The sequence below is a fragment of the Curtobacterium sp. MCJR17_043 genome, assembly GCF_003224315.2.
In the GTDB taxonomy this organism is placed as follows: domain Bacteria; phylum Actinomycetota; class Actinomycetes; order Actinomycetales; family Microbacteriaceae; genus Curtobacterium.
In genome coordinates, this window is sequence record NZ_CP126259.1 from 1,050,389 (window position 1) to 1,068,146 (window position 17,758).

Sequence of the window (17,758 nt, forward strand, 5' to 3'; positions counted from 1 at the left end):
CGACGGGCTGCGGTCGCCGAGGTCGAGGCGGCGGACGCCCGGGTGCGCGACGCGCTCGGCCGGTTCAGCCAGGCCTCCGGGGACGACGACGCCGACGAGTCGACCGCCGGCGACGTCGTGGCCGTGCTGCACCGGACCGCGGCCGCGCACGAGGACGCACGCGCCCGCGCCGCGGCCACCGCACAGCACACCGTCGCCCACCTGCAGGACCTGACCGCGCGCCAGGCGGCCGTCGACCGGCGCCGTGACCTGCTCGCCCGCCAGGACGCCATCGCCGCCGGAGTGCAGGCCGTCGCCGAGCACCGGACCGCCCTCGTCCTCGCGGACCACGCCGCCGTGGTCGTGGCGGTCGCGGACGGCGCCGCCTCGGCGGAGGACCGCCTCACCGCGCTGGTGGGCGAGCGCTCGACGGTCCGCGACCGGCACGAGGTCACCGATCCGGCACCCCGGGCGACCCACGACCGGCTCGCGGCGGTCCTCGCCGACGTCCGGCACCTCGTCGAGCTCGAGCGGACCCTCGCCGACCGGACGGTCGCGGTCGGGACCGCGGTCGAGGAGCTCGAACGGACGCGCACCCGGATCGGTACCGCCGCCGAGGCACTCGCTGCCCGGCCGGACGAGCGTGCCGCGATCGTCCTCGCGGCGAGCCAGGCAGCCGACACCGCGGCCGATGCCGATGCTGCTGCACGCGCGGTCGAGACCGCACGGGAACTCGCGCGTCTGCTCGCCGCACGGGCCGCCGCTGCCGACACCGCAGCGCACACCGCAGCCGCCGTCAGCGAGGCGGCCGCCACCGCGTCCGGCGCACTCTCGGTCGAGAACGACCTCCGGGCTCGCCGCATCGCCGGCCTGGCCGGTGAACTCGGCGCGGCGCTGACCCCGGGCGACGTCTGCCCCGTCTGCGGTGCGGTCGAGCACCCGGCCGTGGCGCAGCCGCAGGAGGACCACCCGAGCGCCGACCAGATCGACCGCGCCGCTGCGTCCCGCGCTGACGCCGAGCGCGCCCTCGCCGCCGCGACGGCCGAGCACGCCGTCTCCAGTGCCGAGCTCGTCCGCCTCACCGAGGCCGTCGGTGACCACGACGACGCGTCCGTGGCTCGGCAGCGCAGCGAGGCGGAGGCCCGCCTTGACGCAGCCCGTGCCGCGGCCGACGCCGTCGAGGAGCACGAGCATCGGTTGCAGGCGCACGACCGGGTGACCCGGTCGCTCGAGGAGGACCACCACGACCTCGTCACGCGCAGTCGGATCCTCGCCGACCGCGTCGACGGAGACCGCGCTCGCATCGCCGACGACGAGCAGCGCGTTCAGGCGGCGAGACAGGCCGTGCTCGCGGTCGCCATCGAGGCCGAGTCAGCAGGTGCCGGGTCGGAAGCGAGGACCGCCATCGACCCCGGCGTCGACGAGACCCTGGCCGGCCTGGTCGGACGGGTCGAGGCCGTGGCCGCCGTGCTCCGTACCGTGGCGGACCTGGACGACCGCGTGACCGCCGCCGAGCGGGACGTCGCCGACCGCAAGGCCGAGGTCGACGCCGCCGTCCAGGCGCAGGGCTTCACCGACGTCGGCTCCGCACGGGCCGCCGCCCTCGACCGCACCGAGGCGGATCGACTCCGCGGGCTCGTGGCCGCCGCGGACCGGGAGCTGGCCGTGGTCGAGGCCGGACTCGCGGAGCCGGCGGTGGTCGCGGCAGCGGAGGACCTGGCGGCCACGACGGCGCGCGAGGACGGCGAGGGCAGCGTCGTGCTCGACCTCGACGCCGCCCGGAGCGCCCGGGATGCCGCTGCCGCCGCCCTCGACGACGCCACCCGAGCCGCAGCAGCCGCGGCCGAGCGTGCCGCCGCTGCGGAGCGGTGCGCCGCCGACCTCGCACGGGCGGTCCGATCACGGGACACCACGAGCGCCGAGAGCCGCGCGGTGGTCCGTCTCGCCGACATCGCCACCGCGGCACCGACCGCGAACCCGACCGGCATCACGCTCGGGACCTACGTGCTCATGCGGCGGTTCGAGGACGTCGTCGCAGCAGCCAACGACCGGCTGCGGGCGATGCTCGCCGGACGGTTCGCACTCGAGACGTCGGACGAACGGGAGACCGGAACCCGAGCCCGGCGGACCGGCCTGGCACTGGCGGTCCGCGACCACCTGACGGACAGCACCCGGGACCCGAGGAGCCTGTCCGGTGGTGAGACCTTCACGTTCTCGCTGTGCCTGGCGCTCGGGCTCGCCGACGTCGTGCAGGCGGAGGCGGGCGGGGTGTCGCTCGGCACGCTGTTCGTCGACGAGGGGTTCGGCACCCTCGACCCGGAGACCCTGGACGACGTCATCGGACAGCTGTCACGGCTGACCGCGGGCGGACGGCAGGTCGGCATCGTGAGCCACGTCGAGGAGCTCAAGCAGCGGATCCCCGAGCGGATCGCCGTCCGACGCACGCCCGAAGGCGGCTCCCGCGTCACCACCACCGTCTGACCTGCCGGACCCCTGTCGGGCAACCCGGTCGGCGCCAGCCGCTCAGCGCCAGCCGCTCAGCGCCAGCCGGTCAGCGCCGACCAGTCAGCGCCGGCCGGTCAGCGCTCTCCAGTCAGCGCCCGGTGATCGTCCGCCGGTCAGGGGGGAGTGGGGTGCGTCCACGGTGCCGTCGGGCGGCGGCAGGATGTCGGCGGCGATCCACGGGAACACCCACGTGAAGAGGACGAACACGATCGCGACCAGGAGCACGAGCAGCTCGAGCACCTTGAGCGCAGTGGGGCCGGGCAGGAGGCGCCACACGAGGGGGGAAGATCACTTGGCCGTCTCCGAGAGTTCCTTCGGCGTGCCGTCCGACGCCTGCATCCAGTAGTCCATCTTCGCGTGCACGATGTACCGCTCGGCAGCGGACCACATCGGGTGGCAGGCCGTCAGGGTGAGCCAGCGGTCCTCGGCGCCCGGCTCGACCCCGGGCTTGTTCGGCACCGGAGCGATGGTCTCGATCTTGTCCGGCGTGACGATCTGGCTGTCGGTCACCTTGTAGACGTACCAGACGTCGAACTCCTTCTCCGCGTCCGTGACACGGACGACGATCGAGTCACCGTCCTGCATCTCGGCGATCTGGTTGAGCGGCTTGCCGTAGGTGACACGGTGACCGGCGACGGCGAAGTTGCCCTCGGCCCCGGGCATCGCGGTGTCCTGGTAGTGCCCGAGCCCGATCGTGTTGAGGACCTGCTCGCGGTCCGTGCCCTCCCCCGATCGGACGCGTGTAGTCCGCGCCGAAGCGGGGGGATCTGCATGGTGCCGAACACGGTCGACAGCCCCGGCGGCTCCGACAGCACGGGTGCCTCGTCCCGGTGCTCCGGACCGACGGCCTTCTTGGTCTCCGGCTGCCCGAGCGTCTCCACGAGGGCGCTCTGCTCGTTCACGGCGACGACGTCCGTCCACCAGGCGGTCCACACCACGTAGAGCCCGGTGCCCGCTCCCGCGATGATGAGGAGCTCCGCGAGCAGTGCGACGAGCGCGCCGAAGACGGTCTGGCGGGGGGCGTCGTCGCCGGGGCCGCTCGGCATCGGCCGCGTCGCGGGCGTCGCGTCGCGTCGGCAGCGTGTCGTGAGAGGTCACTGGGGCTCCGGTTCGTGTGGACGGCGCAGTAGGTCTATCAGACCACGGCGACGGCTCGCTGCGGGGATCATCCACAGGGCGGTCCACCGCTACCGTGGTGGAGATGGAGCACCTCATCCGCCCGTTCCGTCCCGAGGACACCGACGCCGTCGTCGCGCTGTGGGAGTCCTGCGGGCTCGTCCGACCCTGGAACGACCCCCGTCGGGACATCGCACGCAAGCTCACCGTGCAGCCCGAGCTGTTCCTGGTCGCGGAGGGCGCTGCCGGGGGGTGCCCCGGAGGTCGTCGCCGCGGGCATGGCCGGTTTCGACGGGCACCGGGGCTGGGTGAACTACCTCGCGGTGCGCCCGGACCTGCAGGGCGGCGGGCTCGGACGGGCGATGATGGCCGAGTTCGAGCGGCTGCTCACGGACATGGGGTGCCCGAAGCTGAACCTGCAGGTCCGCGCCGGGAACGAGCAGGTGATCGCCTTCTACGAGACCCTCGGGTACGCGCCGGACCAGGCGGTCTCGCTGGGCAAGCGGCTCGTCGTCGACGATGCGGGTCCGGGGCCGGATGCGGCCGGAGTCGAGCGAGCGGACGCGGCCGGAGTCTGACGATTCCTCGCAGTCTTCTCAGGACAGGGCGAGCCCGACGGATGCGGCGAACGCCAGCACGATGCCCGTCGCCTGCACCGCGGTGAGCCGTTCACGGAGCACGAGCCCGGCGAGGAGGACCGTCCCGATCGGGTAGAGCGCGTTGAGCACGCTCATCACCGGCAGGGTCGACGGGTCGTCACTCGAGTGCAGGCCCGCCTGGATGAACAGGTTGGCGACGGCGTCGAGGACCCCGCACCCGACCACCACGAGCACGAGCGCCCGGCCCGGTCCGGACCGCACGGCACCGGACCCGGCGCCGGCAGGGCCGCCGGCCGACCCTGCGTCGTGTGGCGGGCCTCCCGGCCGGAGCCGCACGACCACGAGCGCCGCCGCACCGAGCAGGACCGCCTGCACGACCCGCGCCACCACGAGCGTCGCGACGCCCGCGTCCGTCGGTGATGCGTCGTACGCCAGGACGATCCCGCCGAGCCCGCACCCCGCCGCTGCTGCCGTGACGACCCCGCGGGCGGTCAGGCGGGCACCACCGCTGTCCGGCACCGCCGCCACGAGGACGACGGCGACGCCCGCCACGACGAGCGCGACCACCCCGAGCGGGGGAGAGCACCGTGCCGCGGAGGAGGGCGACCGCGACCGGCACGACCGCGGTGAAGACCGCCGTCAGCGGCGACAGGACACTCATCGGTCCGGTCGCGAGCGCCGCGTACAGGAGGAGCACGCCGACGCCGCCGGAGACCCCCGCCACCACGCCCCATCGGACGGCCTCGCCGCCGAAGCGACCGCCGAGCAGGGCGAGTCCGACCAGGAGCGGCGCGAGACCGACGGCGGCGGCGACCGCCGTCACGGACACCGCCCGTGCCCGGCGGGACGCGAGGCCGCCGAGGAAGTCCGCGGCGCCGTAGACGACGGCGCCGGCGAGGCCGAGCAGCACGGTGATCACGGGTCCCATCCTGCCCGGACCGGTACCCTGCTCGGCGTGAGCGTTCCCTACCACCGGTTGCCCCGTGTCGATGCGGCTTGGCGGTGGTGGCGTCCGCTCGTGGCCCTGGCGGTCTTCCTCGGCTTCTACGTGCTGTCGCAGATCGTCATCGCGATCGCCTACCTCGTGCCGATCGGGGTGCAGCGCGGCCCGGAGGGGCTGAACGACCTGCTGGCGAAGCTGTCCGAGGGGGGCGCTCGACCCGACGGACCCGCTCGTGTTGTCGATGTCGCTCGTGTCCCTCGTGGTGCTCCTGCCGGCGATCATGCTGTCGATGAGGATCGCGCGGCTCGGTCCGTACGGGCTGCTGTCCTCGATCCGGCTACGGATCCGGTGGGGCTGGCTCGGGTGGTGCCTGCTGCCGCTGCTGGTGCTGGGGATCATCATGTTCCTGCTCCAGTCGTGGGGCATGTTCGCGTTCGACGGCGGGCTGCACTGGAACACCGCCGCGATCGGTCAGTCCACCGTGTCGGTCAAGACGCTGACCGTGACGATCCTCCTGGTCGTCCTGCTCGTGCCGTTCCAGGCGGCGGCCGAGGAGTACGTCTTCCGCGGGTTCCTCATGCAGACCATCGGCTCGTGGATCCCGGTGCGGGTCGTCAGCACCGTGGTCGCCGTCGGGGTCTCGACGCTGCTGTTCGCCGTCCTGCACGTCCCGAACGGGTACAACATCTGGGGCATCCTCGACGTCGGCTCGTTCGGGCTCGTCGCGGCGGTCATCGTGCTCCGGACCGGCGGGCTCGAGGCGACGGTCCTCCAGCACGCGCTGAACAACATCATGATCTTCGTGCTGCAGGCGCCGGGCTGGTCCGAGATCGACCTGACCGGCGAAGGCTCGCAGGGCTCGTGGCAGGGCTTCGTCGTCACGCTGGCGTCGTCCCTCGGGTACTGGGGACTCGTCGAGCTCGTGGCCCACTGGCGGAAGCTGGACCGTCGGTTCCCCGGACAGGAGGCCCCGCGGTTCCGTGGACCGGTGCCGCCCTGGGCGGGCGGTCGGCAGTGGCTCCGGCCGGGAGGCCCGGGCTGGTCCGGTGCGCCGGCGCTCGGTGACGGGTCGGTCACCCCCGGCGACTCGGTGCGGGAGCCGGTGCGGGTCGGCGCCGGTGCCGACCCGGACGAGGGTGTCGGTGCGTCCGCCGATGCCGATGCCGATGCCGATGCCGGTCACGCCACGTCCGCAGCGGTGACTGTGGAGAAGTCCGGTGGTGTCGGCCCCCGGCCGTAGGCTCGTCGCATGAGTCCCACCGCGCCCGCGCCCGAGTCGGCGGGCACCCGCTCCGCTGCCCTCGACGTGCTGCACCGGGTCTGGGGGGTACGACGCCTTCCGCGGGGAGCAGGCCGCGATCATCGACCGTGTCGTCGCCGGCGGGGACGCCCTCGTCCTCATGCCCACCGGCGGCGGCAAGTCGCTGTGCTACCAGGTGCCCTCGCTCGTGCGCGACGGCGTCGGCGTCGTCGTCTCGCCGCTCATCGCCCTCATGCAGGACCAGGTCGACGCCCTCGCCGCGAACGGCGTCCGGGCCGCGTTCCTCAACTCCACGCAGGCGCCGGACGAACGTGCTCGGGTCGAGCGCGCGATCGTCGCCGGCGAGGTCGACATGCTCTACCTCGCTCCGGAGCGCCTGAGGATCGAGTCGACGCGCGCGCTCCTGGACCGGGCCCGCATCGCGCTCTTCGCCATCGACGAAGCACACTGTGTCGCCCAGTGGGGGGCACGACTTCCGGCCGGACTACCTCGAGCTGAGCATCCTGCACGAGCGCTGGCCGACCGTGCCGCGCATCGCCCTGACCGCCACCGCGACGCCGCAGACCCACCGCGAGATCTCCGCCCGGCTCGGACTCGACGACGCCGCCCACTTCGTCGCCGACTTCGACCGGCCGAACATCCAGTACCGCATCGAGCCGAAGACCGGCGCCCTGCAGCAGCTCCTGACGTTCATCCGCACCGAGCACAGCGGGGACGCCGGCATCGTCTACTGCCTCTCCCGCAACTCGGTCGAGCGGACCGCTGCCGCCCTGGTCGACCAGGGGATCGCCGCGTTGCCGTACCACGCCGGCCTCGACGCCCGGGTGCGTGAGCGCAACCAGTCCCGGTTCCTGCGCGAGGACGGCATCGTCATGGTCGCCACGATCGCGTTCGGCATGGGCATCGACAAGCCCGACGTCCGTTTCGTCGCGCACCTCGACCTGCCGAAGTCGGTCGAGGGCTACTACCAGGAGACCGGTCGTGCCGGCCGCGACGGACTGCCCTCGACGGCGTGGTTGGCGTACGGCCTGAACGACGTCGTGCAGCAGCGCCGGATGATCGACCAGTCCGAGGGCGACGCCGCACACCGCCGGCAGCTCAGCGCGCACCTGGACGCCATGCTCGCCCTGTGCGAGACGGTCGAGTGCCGACGGGTGCGACTGCTCGCCTACTTCGGGCAGGAGTCCACGCCGTGCGGCAACTGCGACACGTGCCTCGCGCCGCCGGAGTCCTGGGACGGCACGGTGCCCGCACAGAAGCTGCTGTCGACGATCGTGCGGCTCGACCGTGAGCGCGGGCAGCGGTACGGGGTGGCGCACCTCGTGGACATCCTCACCGGCAAGCAATCGCCGCGCGTGCAGGAACTCCGGCACGACACCCTCGCGACGTTCGGCATCGGCCAGGACCTGTCCGACGCCGACTGGAAGGCCGTCGCGCGCCAGCTCCTGGCACAGGGGTACGTGGCGGTCTCCGGCGACGGGTACGGCACGCTCGTCCTCAGCCCGACCAGCGCCGACGTCCTGGCCGGACGGGTCGAGGTCCGGATGCGTCGCGACCCGGTCAAGGCGCCGCGTGTCGGTCGCTCCCGCCGAGCCGTCGTGTCGGACATGCCGCAGGAGGCCATGCCGCTGTTCGAGTCGTTGCGACAGTGGCGAGCCGGACAGGCACGCGAGCAGGGGGGTCCCGGCGTACGTCGTGTTCAACGACGCCACCCTGCGCGGGATCGCCGCGGTACGACCGTCCGACCTCGACGAGTTGTCCGAGATCTCCGGAGTCGGTGCGGCCAAGCTCGAGTCCTACGGGCGTGCGGTCCTGGACGTGGTCGCCGCCGCCGGGTGAGTTGCGGGCGCCGGGTATTGCAGATGTGAAATACGCGCACTATGCTCGGTCCCACTCGCCGGCACCGACATCGGCGGGACATCCGACTCCTCCTCGGGAAAGGTCCGCTGTGTCCTCCACGCCGCTCTTCGACGCGATCGCCCGGCGAACGGCCGCGGCCGGCGTCACTCCCGCTGCCGGTCGTCCGTCAGGCGGTGCAGTGTCCGCACCGGGCGTACCTGGTGCACCGGCCGCTCCGGTCCGACTCGATGCCCCCCGCTGGACTGGCCGGTCCGAGCACGTCGGACCCCGCAGTGTTCACGAACCGCGCAGTGCTCACGGACCGCGCAGTGCTCACGGACCGCGCAGTGCTCACGGACCCTGCAGTGCTCACCGCGCCCGCCGAGCCCACCGCGCCCGCCGAGCCCACCGCGCCCGCCCAGGCGACCCCTCCTGTCGCGCCGGTTCCTCCCGCCTCACCCGTCCCCACGGACCTCATCGCCGTGATCGACGGGATCCCCGCCCGCCTCCGCGCGTCTCTGGCGCGCGAGTACCCCGTCAGCCGTGAGCAGCTGCCCCTGGTCGAGGCGGTCGTCGACGCCGTCACCAAGGCGGTCGTCGACGCGATCGCCGTCGAGCTCGACCGGATCACCACGAGCGGCGTCATCCGGTCCTGACCCGCGGCGCGCACCCGGCGGCGCGCACCCGGCGGCGCGCATCCGGCGGTGCGCACCCTGCGGTGCGCGGGGCCCGACCCCGCCGCTCTGCCTCGACCCCACCGTCCTGGCTCGAGCCGACCGGGACGCCGCCCCGCGGAGCGGCGTACCGTCGACCTGGTCGTGGCGCTCGGGCCACGCGGTGAGGAGACCACGGTGCGCGTGTCGGTGTTGGGAACCGGAGCGATGGGAGCGGGTGTCGCGCAGTCGTTGCTCCGCGCAGGGCACGACGTCACGGTGTGGAACCGCACGACGGAGCGCGCGCGACCCCTCGCCGACCTCGGCGCGACCGTCGTGGCAGAGGTCACGGACGCGGTCGCCGATGCCCAGGTCGTGCTGCTGACCCTGTTCGACACCGACGCAGTGGTCGACGTCCTCGAGCAGGCCGCCGGTGATGCGCCGCAAGATGCCGTGTGGGTGCAGGCGTCGACGATCGGCGTGCCGGGCACGGAGACCGTCGTGCAGCTCGCCGCGAAGTACGGCATCACCCTCGTCGAGGCCATGATGCTCGGCACGAAGGCGCCGGCCGAGCAGGGCAAGCTGACCATGCTCGTCGCGGGCGATCCCGACGCGGTGTCCGTCGTCGAGCCCGTGCTCGATGCCGTCAGCGCCAAGGTCGTCCACGCGGGCGACCGGGTCGGCCAGGGGACTGCCCTGAAGCTGGCTGCCAACGCCTGGATCGCGTCGATCACCGCGGCCACCGGGCAGTCGTTGGCGATCGCCTCGGCACTCGGCCTCGACCCGCAGCTGTTCCTCCAGGCGATCGAGGGGTCGGCGAGCGACTCCGCCTACGCCCACACGAAGGGCGCGGCGATGATCGCGCAGGAGTTCCCGGCGCAGTTCGCCCTCGACGGTCTGCGGAAGGACATCGCTCTCATCACCGAGGCAGCTCGGGATGCCGGCGTCGACACCACCCTGCTCGACGCACTCGGCCGGGTCTACGCCGAGGCCAGCGCTGCCGGGCACGGCGGGGACGACATCGCGGCGGTCGGCACCGCGTTCTGACGACCGTCAGGACCGGCGGAACACCTGCCGGAGTCGTCGGGCGACCCGGCCCACGGACTCGTCGTTCAGGGTGTTCGCGAGCGTGAAGGCCTCCTGCGCGGGATCCGCGCCGTCCCGGATGCGTCGCAGTGCGGCATCTGCCCGGGCACGCGCGTCGAGTTCGGCCGCGGGCATGTCGTCCTCGGGCTCGCGCATGCCCTCAGCGTACGGCGGGACGTGTCGCGACACGGACGTCAGTGCTCGTCGTGGTCCGCGGACTCGTCGACGGCGCCCGCCATCTCGCGCAGGAAGGCCACGACCACGGCCATGTCCTCCGGGGGGCAGGTGCTGCGCGACCTCGACGGCACGGGAGTCCAGGTCCCCGATGACGGCCAGGGCCCGACGCATCGAGCGACCCGTGGCGGTGAGGATGACCCCACGCCGGTCGGCCGGGTCAGCGTGCCGTTCGACGTGACCGGAACGGACGAGCCGGTCCACCAGCGCCGACGTCGACGCCGCGGTGATGCCGAGGCGCTCCGCGAGTTCCTTCGAGTTGACGGTCCGGCCGGACGTCTCGGCGTCGACGAGCACCCGCAGGGCCATCAACGCGTTCTCACCGATCCCGAGTTCCTCACGCACACGACGCTGGGCGGAGCTCTCGGCAGTGCGGTACCGACGCAGCGCGTTCAGCACGTCCACCGCGTCGACCCGGGAGTCCTCGCCGTACCAGAAACCCGGGGCTGCTGTCGTCACCTCGGAAGTCATGGGATCAATGCTAGACGGTCTAGTTAGTTTGTCTAGCGAGCGCGTCACATGCACGTCCACCGTCCAGGGAACGAAGCGAGCGACGGTCTGCAACACTCGGGACGTCATCCCGAAACACCCCGGCAACGCGCGGTCAGTAGGTTCGCCGCATGCAGGAGTCGCCGTGCTGAACCGACTCGCGCGGAGCGTCCACAGCGTCGGGGGGCGCGGTCGAGCGGACGGACGTCGTCGCGCGTCTGCTGGACGTGCACCTCGCGCGCCGGGACCCCGCGGCCGAGACGGGCTCGATCGGCCGGAGCCTCCGCGGCGTCGTCGGCGCCACCGTGCCGGAGGACGCGGACCTCGGTCCGGACGCGACCCTGGAGGCCCTGGCGCTCGACCGCCACGAACCGGCCTCCATCGCCGCTGCGGTGGCGGTCGCCCGGGACGACGCGCGTCGTGCGCGTGACGTCGTCTCCACCGAGCTGTGGGACTGCCTCAACACGACGCGGTCGCGGCTGCCGCGCAAGATCGCGGGGGGAGCGGGCGCACGAGTTCCTCGGCTGGGTCCGCGAACGGAGCGCCCTCGCGGTCGGGGTCGTCGACGGGGACGCCAGTCGCGACGAGGTGTGGGAGTTCTTCACCCTCGGTCGCTCGCTCACCCGGTTGACGGTGACCGCGCGGATGCTCGCGTCCGACCTCCTCGACCCGGCCTCGGCGGCGTCGTGGACGACCGCGCTGCGTGCCTGCGGTGCGGGGGGAGGCGTTCCACCGCGAGCACCGGCGCGGCACGACGTCCTCGGAGGCGGCCACGTTCCTGCTCCTCGACGCGCACAGCCCGCGCTCGCTCCTCTTCCTCACCCGCCGCAGCGAGGAGTGCCTCGACGACCTCGTCGGCGTGCACCTGGCGGCCGAGGTCCGGGCGTTCGGCGATGCCCGCGCCGAGCTCGAGACCCTGACGCCGGACACCGCGGTCGACGCCGCCCGGTCCGCCGGAGCGCGGCTCGCGCTGGCCGCGGAGACGGTGACGGCGGCGCTGGACGCCCGCGTGTTCGCCGCACCCGAACCGGTCGGCTGACACCGGGCCGGACCGGGCCGGACCGGGCCGGACCGGGCCGGGCCAATCCGGGCCAGGGCCAGGGCCAGGGCCAGGTCAGGTCAGACGGCGCTCGACCGGTCCGCCACCACCTCGTCGTGCTCGAGGTCCCGGCGCACGGCCGCTCGGCTCGCCCGCGTCCCGACCACCGGTGTCGACCGCGTGACGGCGAGGTGCAGACGTGCGTCGGCGTCGTACCGCAGCCGGAGGTGCTGGGACCGGACGAGCCACAGGACGGCGATGGCGAGCGCGACGAAGCCCGCGAGCGCGCCCACGACGATCGCCCACCGCGGTCCCCAGGCGTCGGCGACGGCACCGACGACGGGAGCGCCGACGGGGGTGCCGCCGACGAAGATCGCCATGTAGAGCGCCATCACGCGGCCCCGCATGGCCGGGGTCGTGGTGGTCTGCACGAGGGCGTTCGCCGTGGTCATGAAGGTCAGGGCTGCGAGGCCGACGAAGGCGAGCAGGACCGCGAAGACCCAGTAGGTCGGGGCGAGGGCGGCCGCGGTGCAGGCGAGGCCGAACCCGCCGGCGGCGAGGACCAGCGTGCGCATCCGGGGAGCGTCGCGTCGTGCCGCGAGCAGGGCGCCGAGCACCGAGCCGACCGCCATCACCGAGTTGAGCAGCCCGAAGTCACCCGCACCCCGGTGGAACTCCACCCGCGCCATCGTCGAGGTGAAGATGGGGAAGTTCACGCCGAAGGTGCCGACCACGAAGACCATGGCGAGCACGACGAGGATGTCCGGCCGGGTGCGGACGTACCGGAACCCCGCGACGAGCTGCCCCTTCCCGCGGGCGGCCCGCGGGCGGTCGGCGAGCTGCCGTGGGTCGACGAAGCGCAGGGCCACGAGCACCGCGAGGAACGACCCCGCGTTGATGACGAACACCCACCCGGAGCCGATCGCCGCGATGAGGACCCCCCGCGACCGCCGGGCCGACGAGCCGGGCGGCGTTGAACGACGCCGAGTTCAGCGCGACGGCGTTCGACACGTTCTCGCCCGTCACGACGTCGGACACGAACGCCTGTCGGACCGGGGTGTCGAACGCCGCGACGACACCGAGTGCGAGGGCGAAGCCGTACAGGGTCCACAGCGTCGCGGTGTCGGTGAGGACCATCACGGCCAGTCCGAGCCCGAGCAGTCCCATCAGGCCCTGGGTCACCATGAGCATGCGACGCCGGTCGAAACGGTCCGCGACCAACCCGGTCCAGGGCAGCAGGAGCAGTTGCGGACCGAACTGCAGCGCCATCGTGACGCCGACCGCGACGGCGTCGTCGTCGGTCAGCTGGGTGAGGACGATCCAGTCCTGGGCGGTGCGCTGCATCCAGGTGCCGATGTTCGACACGAGGGCGCCGGCGAACCAGATGCGGTAGTTGCGTCCCGAGAGGGACCGGAACACGGCGCTCACCGGGCGGCGAGCTTCCGCATGACGTCCGTGGCGGCGGCGAGGGTCCGTCGTTCCGCCGCGGTGAGGGCCGTGAGCCGGGGACTGAGCCAGTCGTCACGACGCTGCCGGGTCTCGGCGACCAGCTCTGCGCCGGCCGGGGTCGGGCAGAGCAGCACCTTGCGTCGGTCGTCCCCGTGGTCGTCCTTCGTCAGCAGGCCGCGACCGATGAGGACGTCCACGGTCTTCGTCATCGACGGGGGGCGTGACGCCCTCGGCCCGGCTGAGGTCGGCGAGCGTCATCGGCCCGTCGCGGTGCAGCAGGGCGAGGGCGGAGAACTGGGCGTCGGTGACGGACGTGTCGGCCTTCTGCGCGCGGAGCGTGCGCGAGAGCCGGTTCACGGCCACACGGACGTCGGTCGCGAGTGCGGCGTGCGGAGCGGGTCGGCGACGCGCGGTGGTCGGGAGCGGGTCGGTGGCGGTCACGGATCGTCAGCCTACCTCATTAGTTCAGCGAACGAACCAGTTGGGCCGCCTCACCCCGCTGTCTCTGACCGCCAGGCGTACGATGGGCATCTGGACAACAGGTGTTGCCCAGATGAGACGGGCCGGAAGGCACCAGGAGGAGCAGGACGCATGAACGGGTTCGAGGGCAAGGTCGCCATCGTCACCGGAGGTGGCAGCGGGATCGGCGAGTCGATCGCGAAGGAGCTCGCGGCAGCGGGGGCCTCCGTCGTCGTGACGGACATCAAGCAGGAGGCGGCCGAGCGCGTCGTCGCCGAGATCGAGCAGGCCGGTGGCACCGCGGCCGCCGTCGCCGCGAACTCGGCCCTCGCCGCCGACAACGAACGTGCCGTGCAGTTCGCCGTCGACACCTACGGCGCACTGCACCTCGCCGTGAACAACGCCGGCATCGGTGCTGCCCCGCAGCCCATCGGCGAGTACGACGTCGAGGCGTGGGACCGCGTCCGCGCCGTCGACCTGGACGGGGTCTTCTACGGCCTCCGCTACGAGATCCCCGCGATCCTCGAGTCGGGCGGCGGCGCCGTCGTCAACATGTCGTCGGTCCTCGGCTCGGTCGGCATCGCGAACAACGCGGCCTACGTGGCGTCGAAGCACGCACTCGTCGGGCTCACGAAGGTCGCGGCGCTCGAGTACACCGCGAAGGGCGTCCGCACCAACGCCGTCGGCCCGGGCTTCATCGACACCCCGCTGGTCCGGTCCTCGCTGAGCGCCGACGAGCTCGCCGGCCTCGAGTCCCTGCACGCCGCCGGACGGCTCGGCACCGACACCGAGGTCGCCGCGCTCGTCCTCTTCCTGCTGAGCGACCAGGCGTCGTTCATCAGCGGCAGCTACCACCTGGTGGACGGCGGCTACTCCGCGCACTGACCGTCCGTGCACTGACCCTCACGCACCCGCCTCCGTGCACCGACCCTCCGTGCGGTCGCGCGGGCGGCCTCGAGCCGGTGCGCGTGCACCGGCCGGCGGACCGGCTGGGAGGCCCGATCGTCGTGAGCAGACCTGCTCACGACCGTCGGGCCTCCCGTCCGTCAGCGGGTCTGCGTGAGGATCGCGTCGTGTGCGAGCAGTGCGTGCACGCCCCACGTCCGGTTGGCGATCTGCGTGATGCGCATGCTCACCGCGACGCTCGCCATCGCGAGCGCCTCGGCGCGGCCGATGCCGTGCTCCGCCGCGATCCAGTCGATCATCCGGTCGAGGGCCGTCGTCGTCGCCGCGTTGAGGTCCGCGTCGAAGCCGAACGTGATGCGCCCGGCCGGGGTGTCGGCGTGGATGCCCGCGACCGGCGCCGTGTCGAGCAGGGACAGCGTCATCGTCGTCGTCATGCCGCACTCGACGGCCGTGCCGGAGACCTCGCCGTCGCCCTGGGCGGCGTGCCCGTCCCCGACCGTCAGCAGCGCGTCGGGCACCGTCACCGGCAGGTACAGCGTGGCGCCGGCGACGAGCTCGCGGCAGTCGATGTTCCCGCCACCGACGGCCCGGGGCGGGGTGGTCACATGCTCGCCGGTGGCCTCCGGCGGAACGCCGACGACGCCGAGGAACGGGGCGGTCCGGACGCCGAGTCCGAGCTGGTTGGAGGCGGTCCCCGCCGACGCGTCGATGTCCCAGAGGAGCGGCCCTCGCGTCGACGGGTCGGCGAGCCCGAGCGCTCGGTTCAGCGGGGTGTCCACCCCACCGGAACCGGTGTAGCCCCAGTCGTCCGGGACGAGGTCGTCGAACCGGACCGCCAGCACCTGCCCGGGACGGGCGCCCGCGACCGCGATCGGCCCGAGCAGGCAGTGGCCTCGTCGCGGACTGATGAGGGTCGGCACGTCGACGCCCGGTGCCGGCAGACGCTCGGTGTAGCCGGCGGCGTCGAGCGTGTGGACGGTGACGGTGTCGCCGGGCTCGACCGTCAGCACGGGCCGGCGTTCGGCGGTGAACACGTCGACGGCGGTGTCCGCGGTGGTCGCGATGCGGTGGTGGGTCACTCGGCGATCCTGCCAGGCCGCACCTGGCGGCGCCGTGGGGCGGGCCTCCCGGCCGGGCGCGGGACGTGGGCCGCGGGCGGGGTGGGCGTGCCTGCGAGGCGGGTCTGCCTGCCCAGCCTGTGAGACGGGCCTGCCTGGGAGACGGGCCCGTCTCCGGGTGACGCCGCACGACGGACGAGACGCCGCCGGAACCGGCGGCGTCTCGGGTGCGAGGTGGTGTCTCGAGCAGACGGTGGCGTCTCGAACGGTCAGTGGAACTGGGGGGATCGTCAGCCAGATCCCGTACAGGACGGCTGCGCCGCAGAGCGCGAAGCAGACGCCGGCACCGAGGGACGCCATGCGCGGTGTCGAGCCCGAGCGCGGGGTCTCCTCGGCGTACTGGGTGCGCTCGCCGCCGACGTCGGCGGGTTGACCGGTGCCGAGCAGGCGCAGGCCGAGCGTGTAGAGCAGCACGACGCCGACGGCGGCCACGAAGCCCACCCCCCGCGACGGTGCCGATCGCTCCGAAGTCGATGTCCATCTGGTCCTCCCTCAGTTCCCGGCGGCCACGGACTCGCGCTCCGGGGCGCCCTCGCGCACGTCGTCCGCACCGATCGGCTTGCGGCGGGCGAGGACGGCGAACGTGAGCCCGCCGACCAGGGCCAGCACCGCCACGACGACCAGCCCGATGGTGGAGCTCGACGCGATCCACGTCGCCAGACCGCCCACCACCGCGGCGGACGGCAGCGTGATCACCCAGGCCACGACGATCTTGCCGACGACACCCCAGTGCACGTCGGCCAGCTTCTTGCCGAGGCCCGAACCGATGACCGAGCCGCTCGTCACGTGCGTCGTCGAGAGGGCGAAGCCGAGGTGCGAGGACACGAGGATCGTCGCGGCCGAGCTGGTCTCCGCCGCGAACCCCTGCGGGGACTGCACGTCCGAGATCCGCTTGCCGACGGTCTTCATGATCCGCCAGCCGCCCATGTACGTGCCGAGGGCGATCGCGAGCCCGCAGGTCAGGACCACCCAGAGCTCCGGGGCGGTCCCCGCGCCCTGGTAGCCCGCCGCGATGAGGGTCAGGGTGATGACGCCCATGGTCTTCTGCGCGTCGTTCGTCCCGTGGGCGAGCGACACCAGGGAGGCGGACACCGTCTGGCCGTGCCGGAACCCGGTGGCGGCGCCGTGCGTGGTCGCGTTCTTCGTGATCGTGTAGGCCAGGTAGGTCGCGACGAGGGCGATCACCCCGGCGATGACCGGGGAGAGCAGCGCCGGGAGCACGACCTTGGAGACGACCGTGGCCCAGTCGACCGAGTCCAGCCCGGCACCGATCACCGACGCCCCGATGAGCCCGCCGAACAGGGCGTGGGTGGACGACGACGGCAGGCCGGAGTACCACGTGGCGAGGTTCCAGAGCACGGCGCCGACGAGCCCCGCGAAGACCATCGTCGGGGTGATGTGGATGCCGTCCTCTCCTTCGCGGATGAGGCCCTGTGACACGGTCTTCGCCACCTCGGTGGAGAGGAACGCACCGACGAGGTTCAGCACGGCGGAGATGAGGACGGCGGTGCGGGGCTTGAGAGCACCCGTGGCCACCGAGGTGGCCATGGCGTTCGCGGTGTCGTGGAACCCGTTCGTGAAGTCGAACACGAGGGCCACCACGATCACCAGCACGACGGTGACGAGGACGTCCATGCGCGGAACGCTAGGCCGGTACCCGAAGGTGCGCGTGAACGACGGATGAACAGGTGCGACGTCTGCCAGGATGACGCCGTGCCCACCTTCTCCGCTGCCCGAGGTGACTCCTCGTTCACCGACGCACACGGCGTCGAGATCGTCTACTCGACCTGGCGTGCGGGCAGGGCGAAGGGCATCGTGCAGATCGCGCACGGCGTCGGGGAGCACGCGCTGCGCTACGAGCCGCTCGCCCAGGACCTCGTGCGCGCCGGCTGGACCGTGCACGCGACCGACCACCGCGGCCACGGCCGGACCGGTCTCGGACAGTGGGACGGCGACCACGGGAAGCTCGGACGCCTGGGCCCGGGTGGACTGCGGGCGGCGATCGCGGCGGTCGAGCAGATGACGACCGTGGCGATGGACGGCGACCCCGGGCTGCCCGTCGTGCTGCTCGGACACTCGTGGG

14 protein-coding genes and 5 pseudogenes are annotated in these 17,758 nt (G+C 73.0%); 11 read left to right on the forward strand and 8 right to left on the reverse strand.

The window, feature by feature from the left end:
- Positions 1–42: 42 nt before the first annotated feature.
- Positions 43–2,460 carry an SMC family protein gene (locus DEJ15_RS05555; protein ID WP_284175843.1) on the forward strand — a complete coding sequence of 806 codons (2,418 nt, stop codon included), beginning with the start codon at positions 43–45 and terminating at the stop codon, positions 2,458–2,460.
- 84 nt (positions 2,461–2,544) lie between these two features.
- Here DEJ15_RS05555 and DEJ15_RS05560 read toward each other — a convergent pair whose 3' ends face one another.
- Both DEJ15_RS05560 and DEJ15_RS05565 read right to left on the reverse strand, forming a co-directional pair.
- Complete coding sequence (locus DEJ15_RS05560; protein ID WP_284175845.1) at positions 2,545–2,760, reverse strand: hypothetical protein; 216 nt, start codon at positions 2,758–2,760, stop codon at positions 2,545–2,547.
- Positions 2,761–2,772: 12 nt separating this feature from the next.
- The gene (locus DEJ15_RS05565; RefSeq protein ID WP_284175846.1) at positions 2,773–3,582 is read right to left on the reverse strand and encodes a sortase; all 810 of its coding nucleotides are present in this window, start codon (positions 3,580–3,582) and stop codon (positions 2,773–2,775) included.
- Between the two features lie 296 nt (positions 3,583–3,878).
- Between DEJ15_RS05565 and DEJ15_RS05570 the strand changes: the two genes are divergently transcribed.
- Complete coding sequence (locus DEJ15_RS05570) at positions 3,879–4,178, forward strand: GNAT family N-acetyltransferase (protein WP_284175848.1); 300 nt, start codon at positions 3,879–3,881, stop codon at positions 4,176–4,178.
- A gap of 18 nt (positions 4,179–4,196) precedes the next feature.
- Here the strand turns inward: DEJ15_RS05570 and DEJ15_RS05575 are convergent, their stop codons facing one another.
- A complete protein-coding gene (locus DEJ15_RS05575) occupies positions 4,197–4,766 on the reverse strand; it encodes a DMT family transporter (RefSeq protein ID WP_284175849.1) in 570 nt (189 codons plus the stop codon).
- A gap of 617 nt (positions 4,767–5,383) precedes the next feature.
- Between DEJ15_RS05575 and DEJ15_RS05580 the strand changes: the two genes are divergently transcribed.
- From DEJ15_RS05580 to DEJ15_RS05595, 4 genes and pseudogenes are all read left to right on the forward strand, one after another.
- Entirely contained in the window at positions 5,384–6,382 is a 999-nt protein-coding gene (locus DEJ15_RS05580) for a CPBP family intramembrane glutamic endopeptidase (RefSeq protein WP_284176298.1), read from the forward strand.
- A gap of 9 nt (positions 6,383–6,391) precedes the next feature.
- Positions 6,392–8,242: pseudogene (gene recQ / locus DEJ15_RS05585) on the forward strand (DNA helicase RecQ).
- 293 nt (positions 8,243–8,535) lie between these two features.
- A complete protein-coding gene (locus tag DEJ15_RS05590) occupies positions 8,536–8,898 on the forward strand; it encodes a hypothetical protein (protein WP_110823531.1) in 363 nt (120 codons plus the stop codon).
- A 162-nt stretch (positions 8,899–9,060) separates the two neighbouring features.
- The gene (locus DEJ15_RS05595; RefSeq protein WP_284175850.1) at positions 9,061–9,942 is read left to right on the forward strand and encodes an NAD(P)-dependent oxidoreductase; all 882 of its coding nucleotides are present in this window, start codon (positions 9,061–9,063) and stop codon (positions 9,940–9,942) included.
- A 6-nt stretch (positions 9,943–9,948) separates the two neighbouring features.
- Here DEJ15_RS05595 and DEJ15_RS05600 read toward each other — a convergent pair whose 3' ends face one another.
- The gene (locus DEJ15_RS05600) at positions 9,949–10,686 is read right to left on the reverse strand and encodes a MarR family winged helix-turn-helix transcriptional regulator (protein WP_284175852.1); all 738 of its coding nucleotides are present in this window, start codon (positions 10,684–10,686) and stop codon (positions 9,949–9,951) included.
- 221 nt (positions 10,687–10,907) lie between these two features.
- On the opposite strand from DEJ15_RS05600, the pseudogene DEJ15_RS17915 reads away from it, so the two are divergent.
- The 3 genes and pseudogenes from DEJ15_RS17915 to DEJ15_RS05605 form a co-directional block, all read left to right on the forward strand.
- Positions 10,908–11,177, forward strand: a pseudogene (locus DEJ15_RS17915) (alpha-E domain-containing protein); the annotation flags it as partial.
- Positions 11,131–11,361 (forward strand): annotated as a pseudogene (locus DEJ15_RS17920) (alpha-E domain-containing protein); the annotation flags it as partial. The pseudogenes DEJ15_RS17915 and DEJ15_RS17920, both read left to right, overlap by 47 nt.
- A gap of 46 nt (positions 11,362–11,407) precedes the next feature.
- Positions 11,408–11,743 carry an alpha-E domain-containing protein gene (locus DEJ15_RS05605; RefSeq protein WP_284175854.1) on the forward strand — a complete coding sequence of 112 codons (336 nt, stop codon included), beginning with the start codon at positions 11,408–11,410 and terminating at the stop codon, positions 11,741–11,743.
- Between the two features lie 80 nt (positions 11,744–11,823).
- Here DEJ15_RS05605 and DEJ15_RS05610 read toward each other — a convergent pair.
- A pseudogene (locus DEJ15_RS05610) lies at positions 11,824–13,171 on the reverse strand (MFS transporter).
- Positions 13,168–13,401 carry a MarR family winged helix-turn-helix transcriptional regulator gene (locus DEJ15_RS05615; protein ID WP_284175855.1) on the reverse strand — a complete coding sequence of 78 codons (234 nt, stop codon included), beginning with the start codon at positions 13,399–13,401 and terminating at the stop codon, positions 13,168–13,170. Before DEJ15_RS05615 ends, DEJ15_RS05610 begins: the two are co-directional and overlap by 4 nt.
- 382 nt (positions 13,402–13,783) lie before the next feature.
- On the opposite strand from DEJ15_RS05615, the gene DEJ15_RS05620 reads away from it, so the two are divergent.
- The gene (locus DEJ15_RS05620) at positions 13,784–14,536 is read left to right on the forward strand and encodes an SDR family NAD(P)-dependent oxidoreductase (RefSeq protein ID WP_110823537.1); all 753 of its coding nucleotides are present in this window, start codon (positions 13,784–13,786) and stop codon (positions 14,534–14,536) included.
- A gap of 161 nt (positions 14,537–14,697) precedes the next feature.
- On the opposite strand, the gene DEJ15_RS05625 is transcribed toward DEJ15_RS05620, so the two are convergent.
- On the reverse strand, positions 14,698–16,107 hold the full coding sequence (locus tag DEJ15_RS05625) for an acetamidase/formamidase family protein (RefSeq protein ID WP_284175856.1): 1,410 nt from the start codon (positions 16,105–16,107) through the stop codon (positions 14,698–14,700).
- A 60-nt stretch (positions 16,108–16,167) separates the two neighbouring features.
- The gene (locus DEJ15_RS05630) at positions 16,168–17,310 is read right to left on the reverse strand and encodes an inorganic phosphate transporter (RefSeq protein WP_110823540.1); all 1,143 of its coding nucleotides are present in this window, start codon (positions 17,308–17,310) and stop codon (positions 16,168–16,170) included.
- A 45-nt stretch (positions 17,311–17,355) separates the two neighbouring features.
- Between DEJ15_RS05630 and DEJ15_RS17925 the strand changes: the two are divergent.
- Positions 17,356–17,697 (forward strand): annotated as a pseudogene (locus DEJ15_RS17925) (alpha/beta hydrolase); the annotation flags it as partial.
- Positions 17,698–17,758 lie beyond the last annotated feature (61 nt).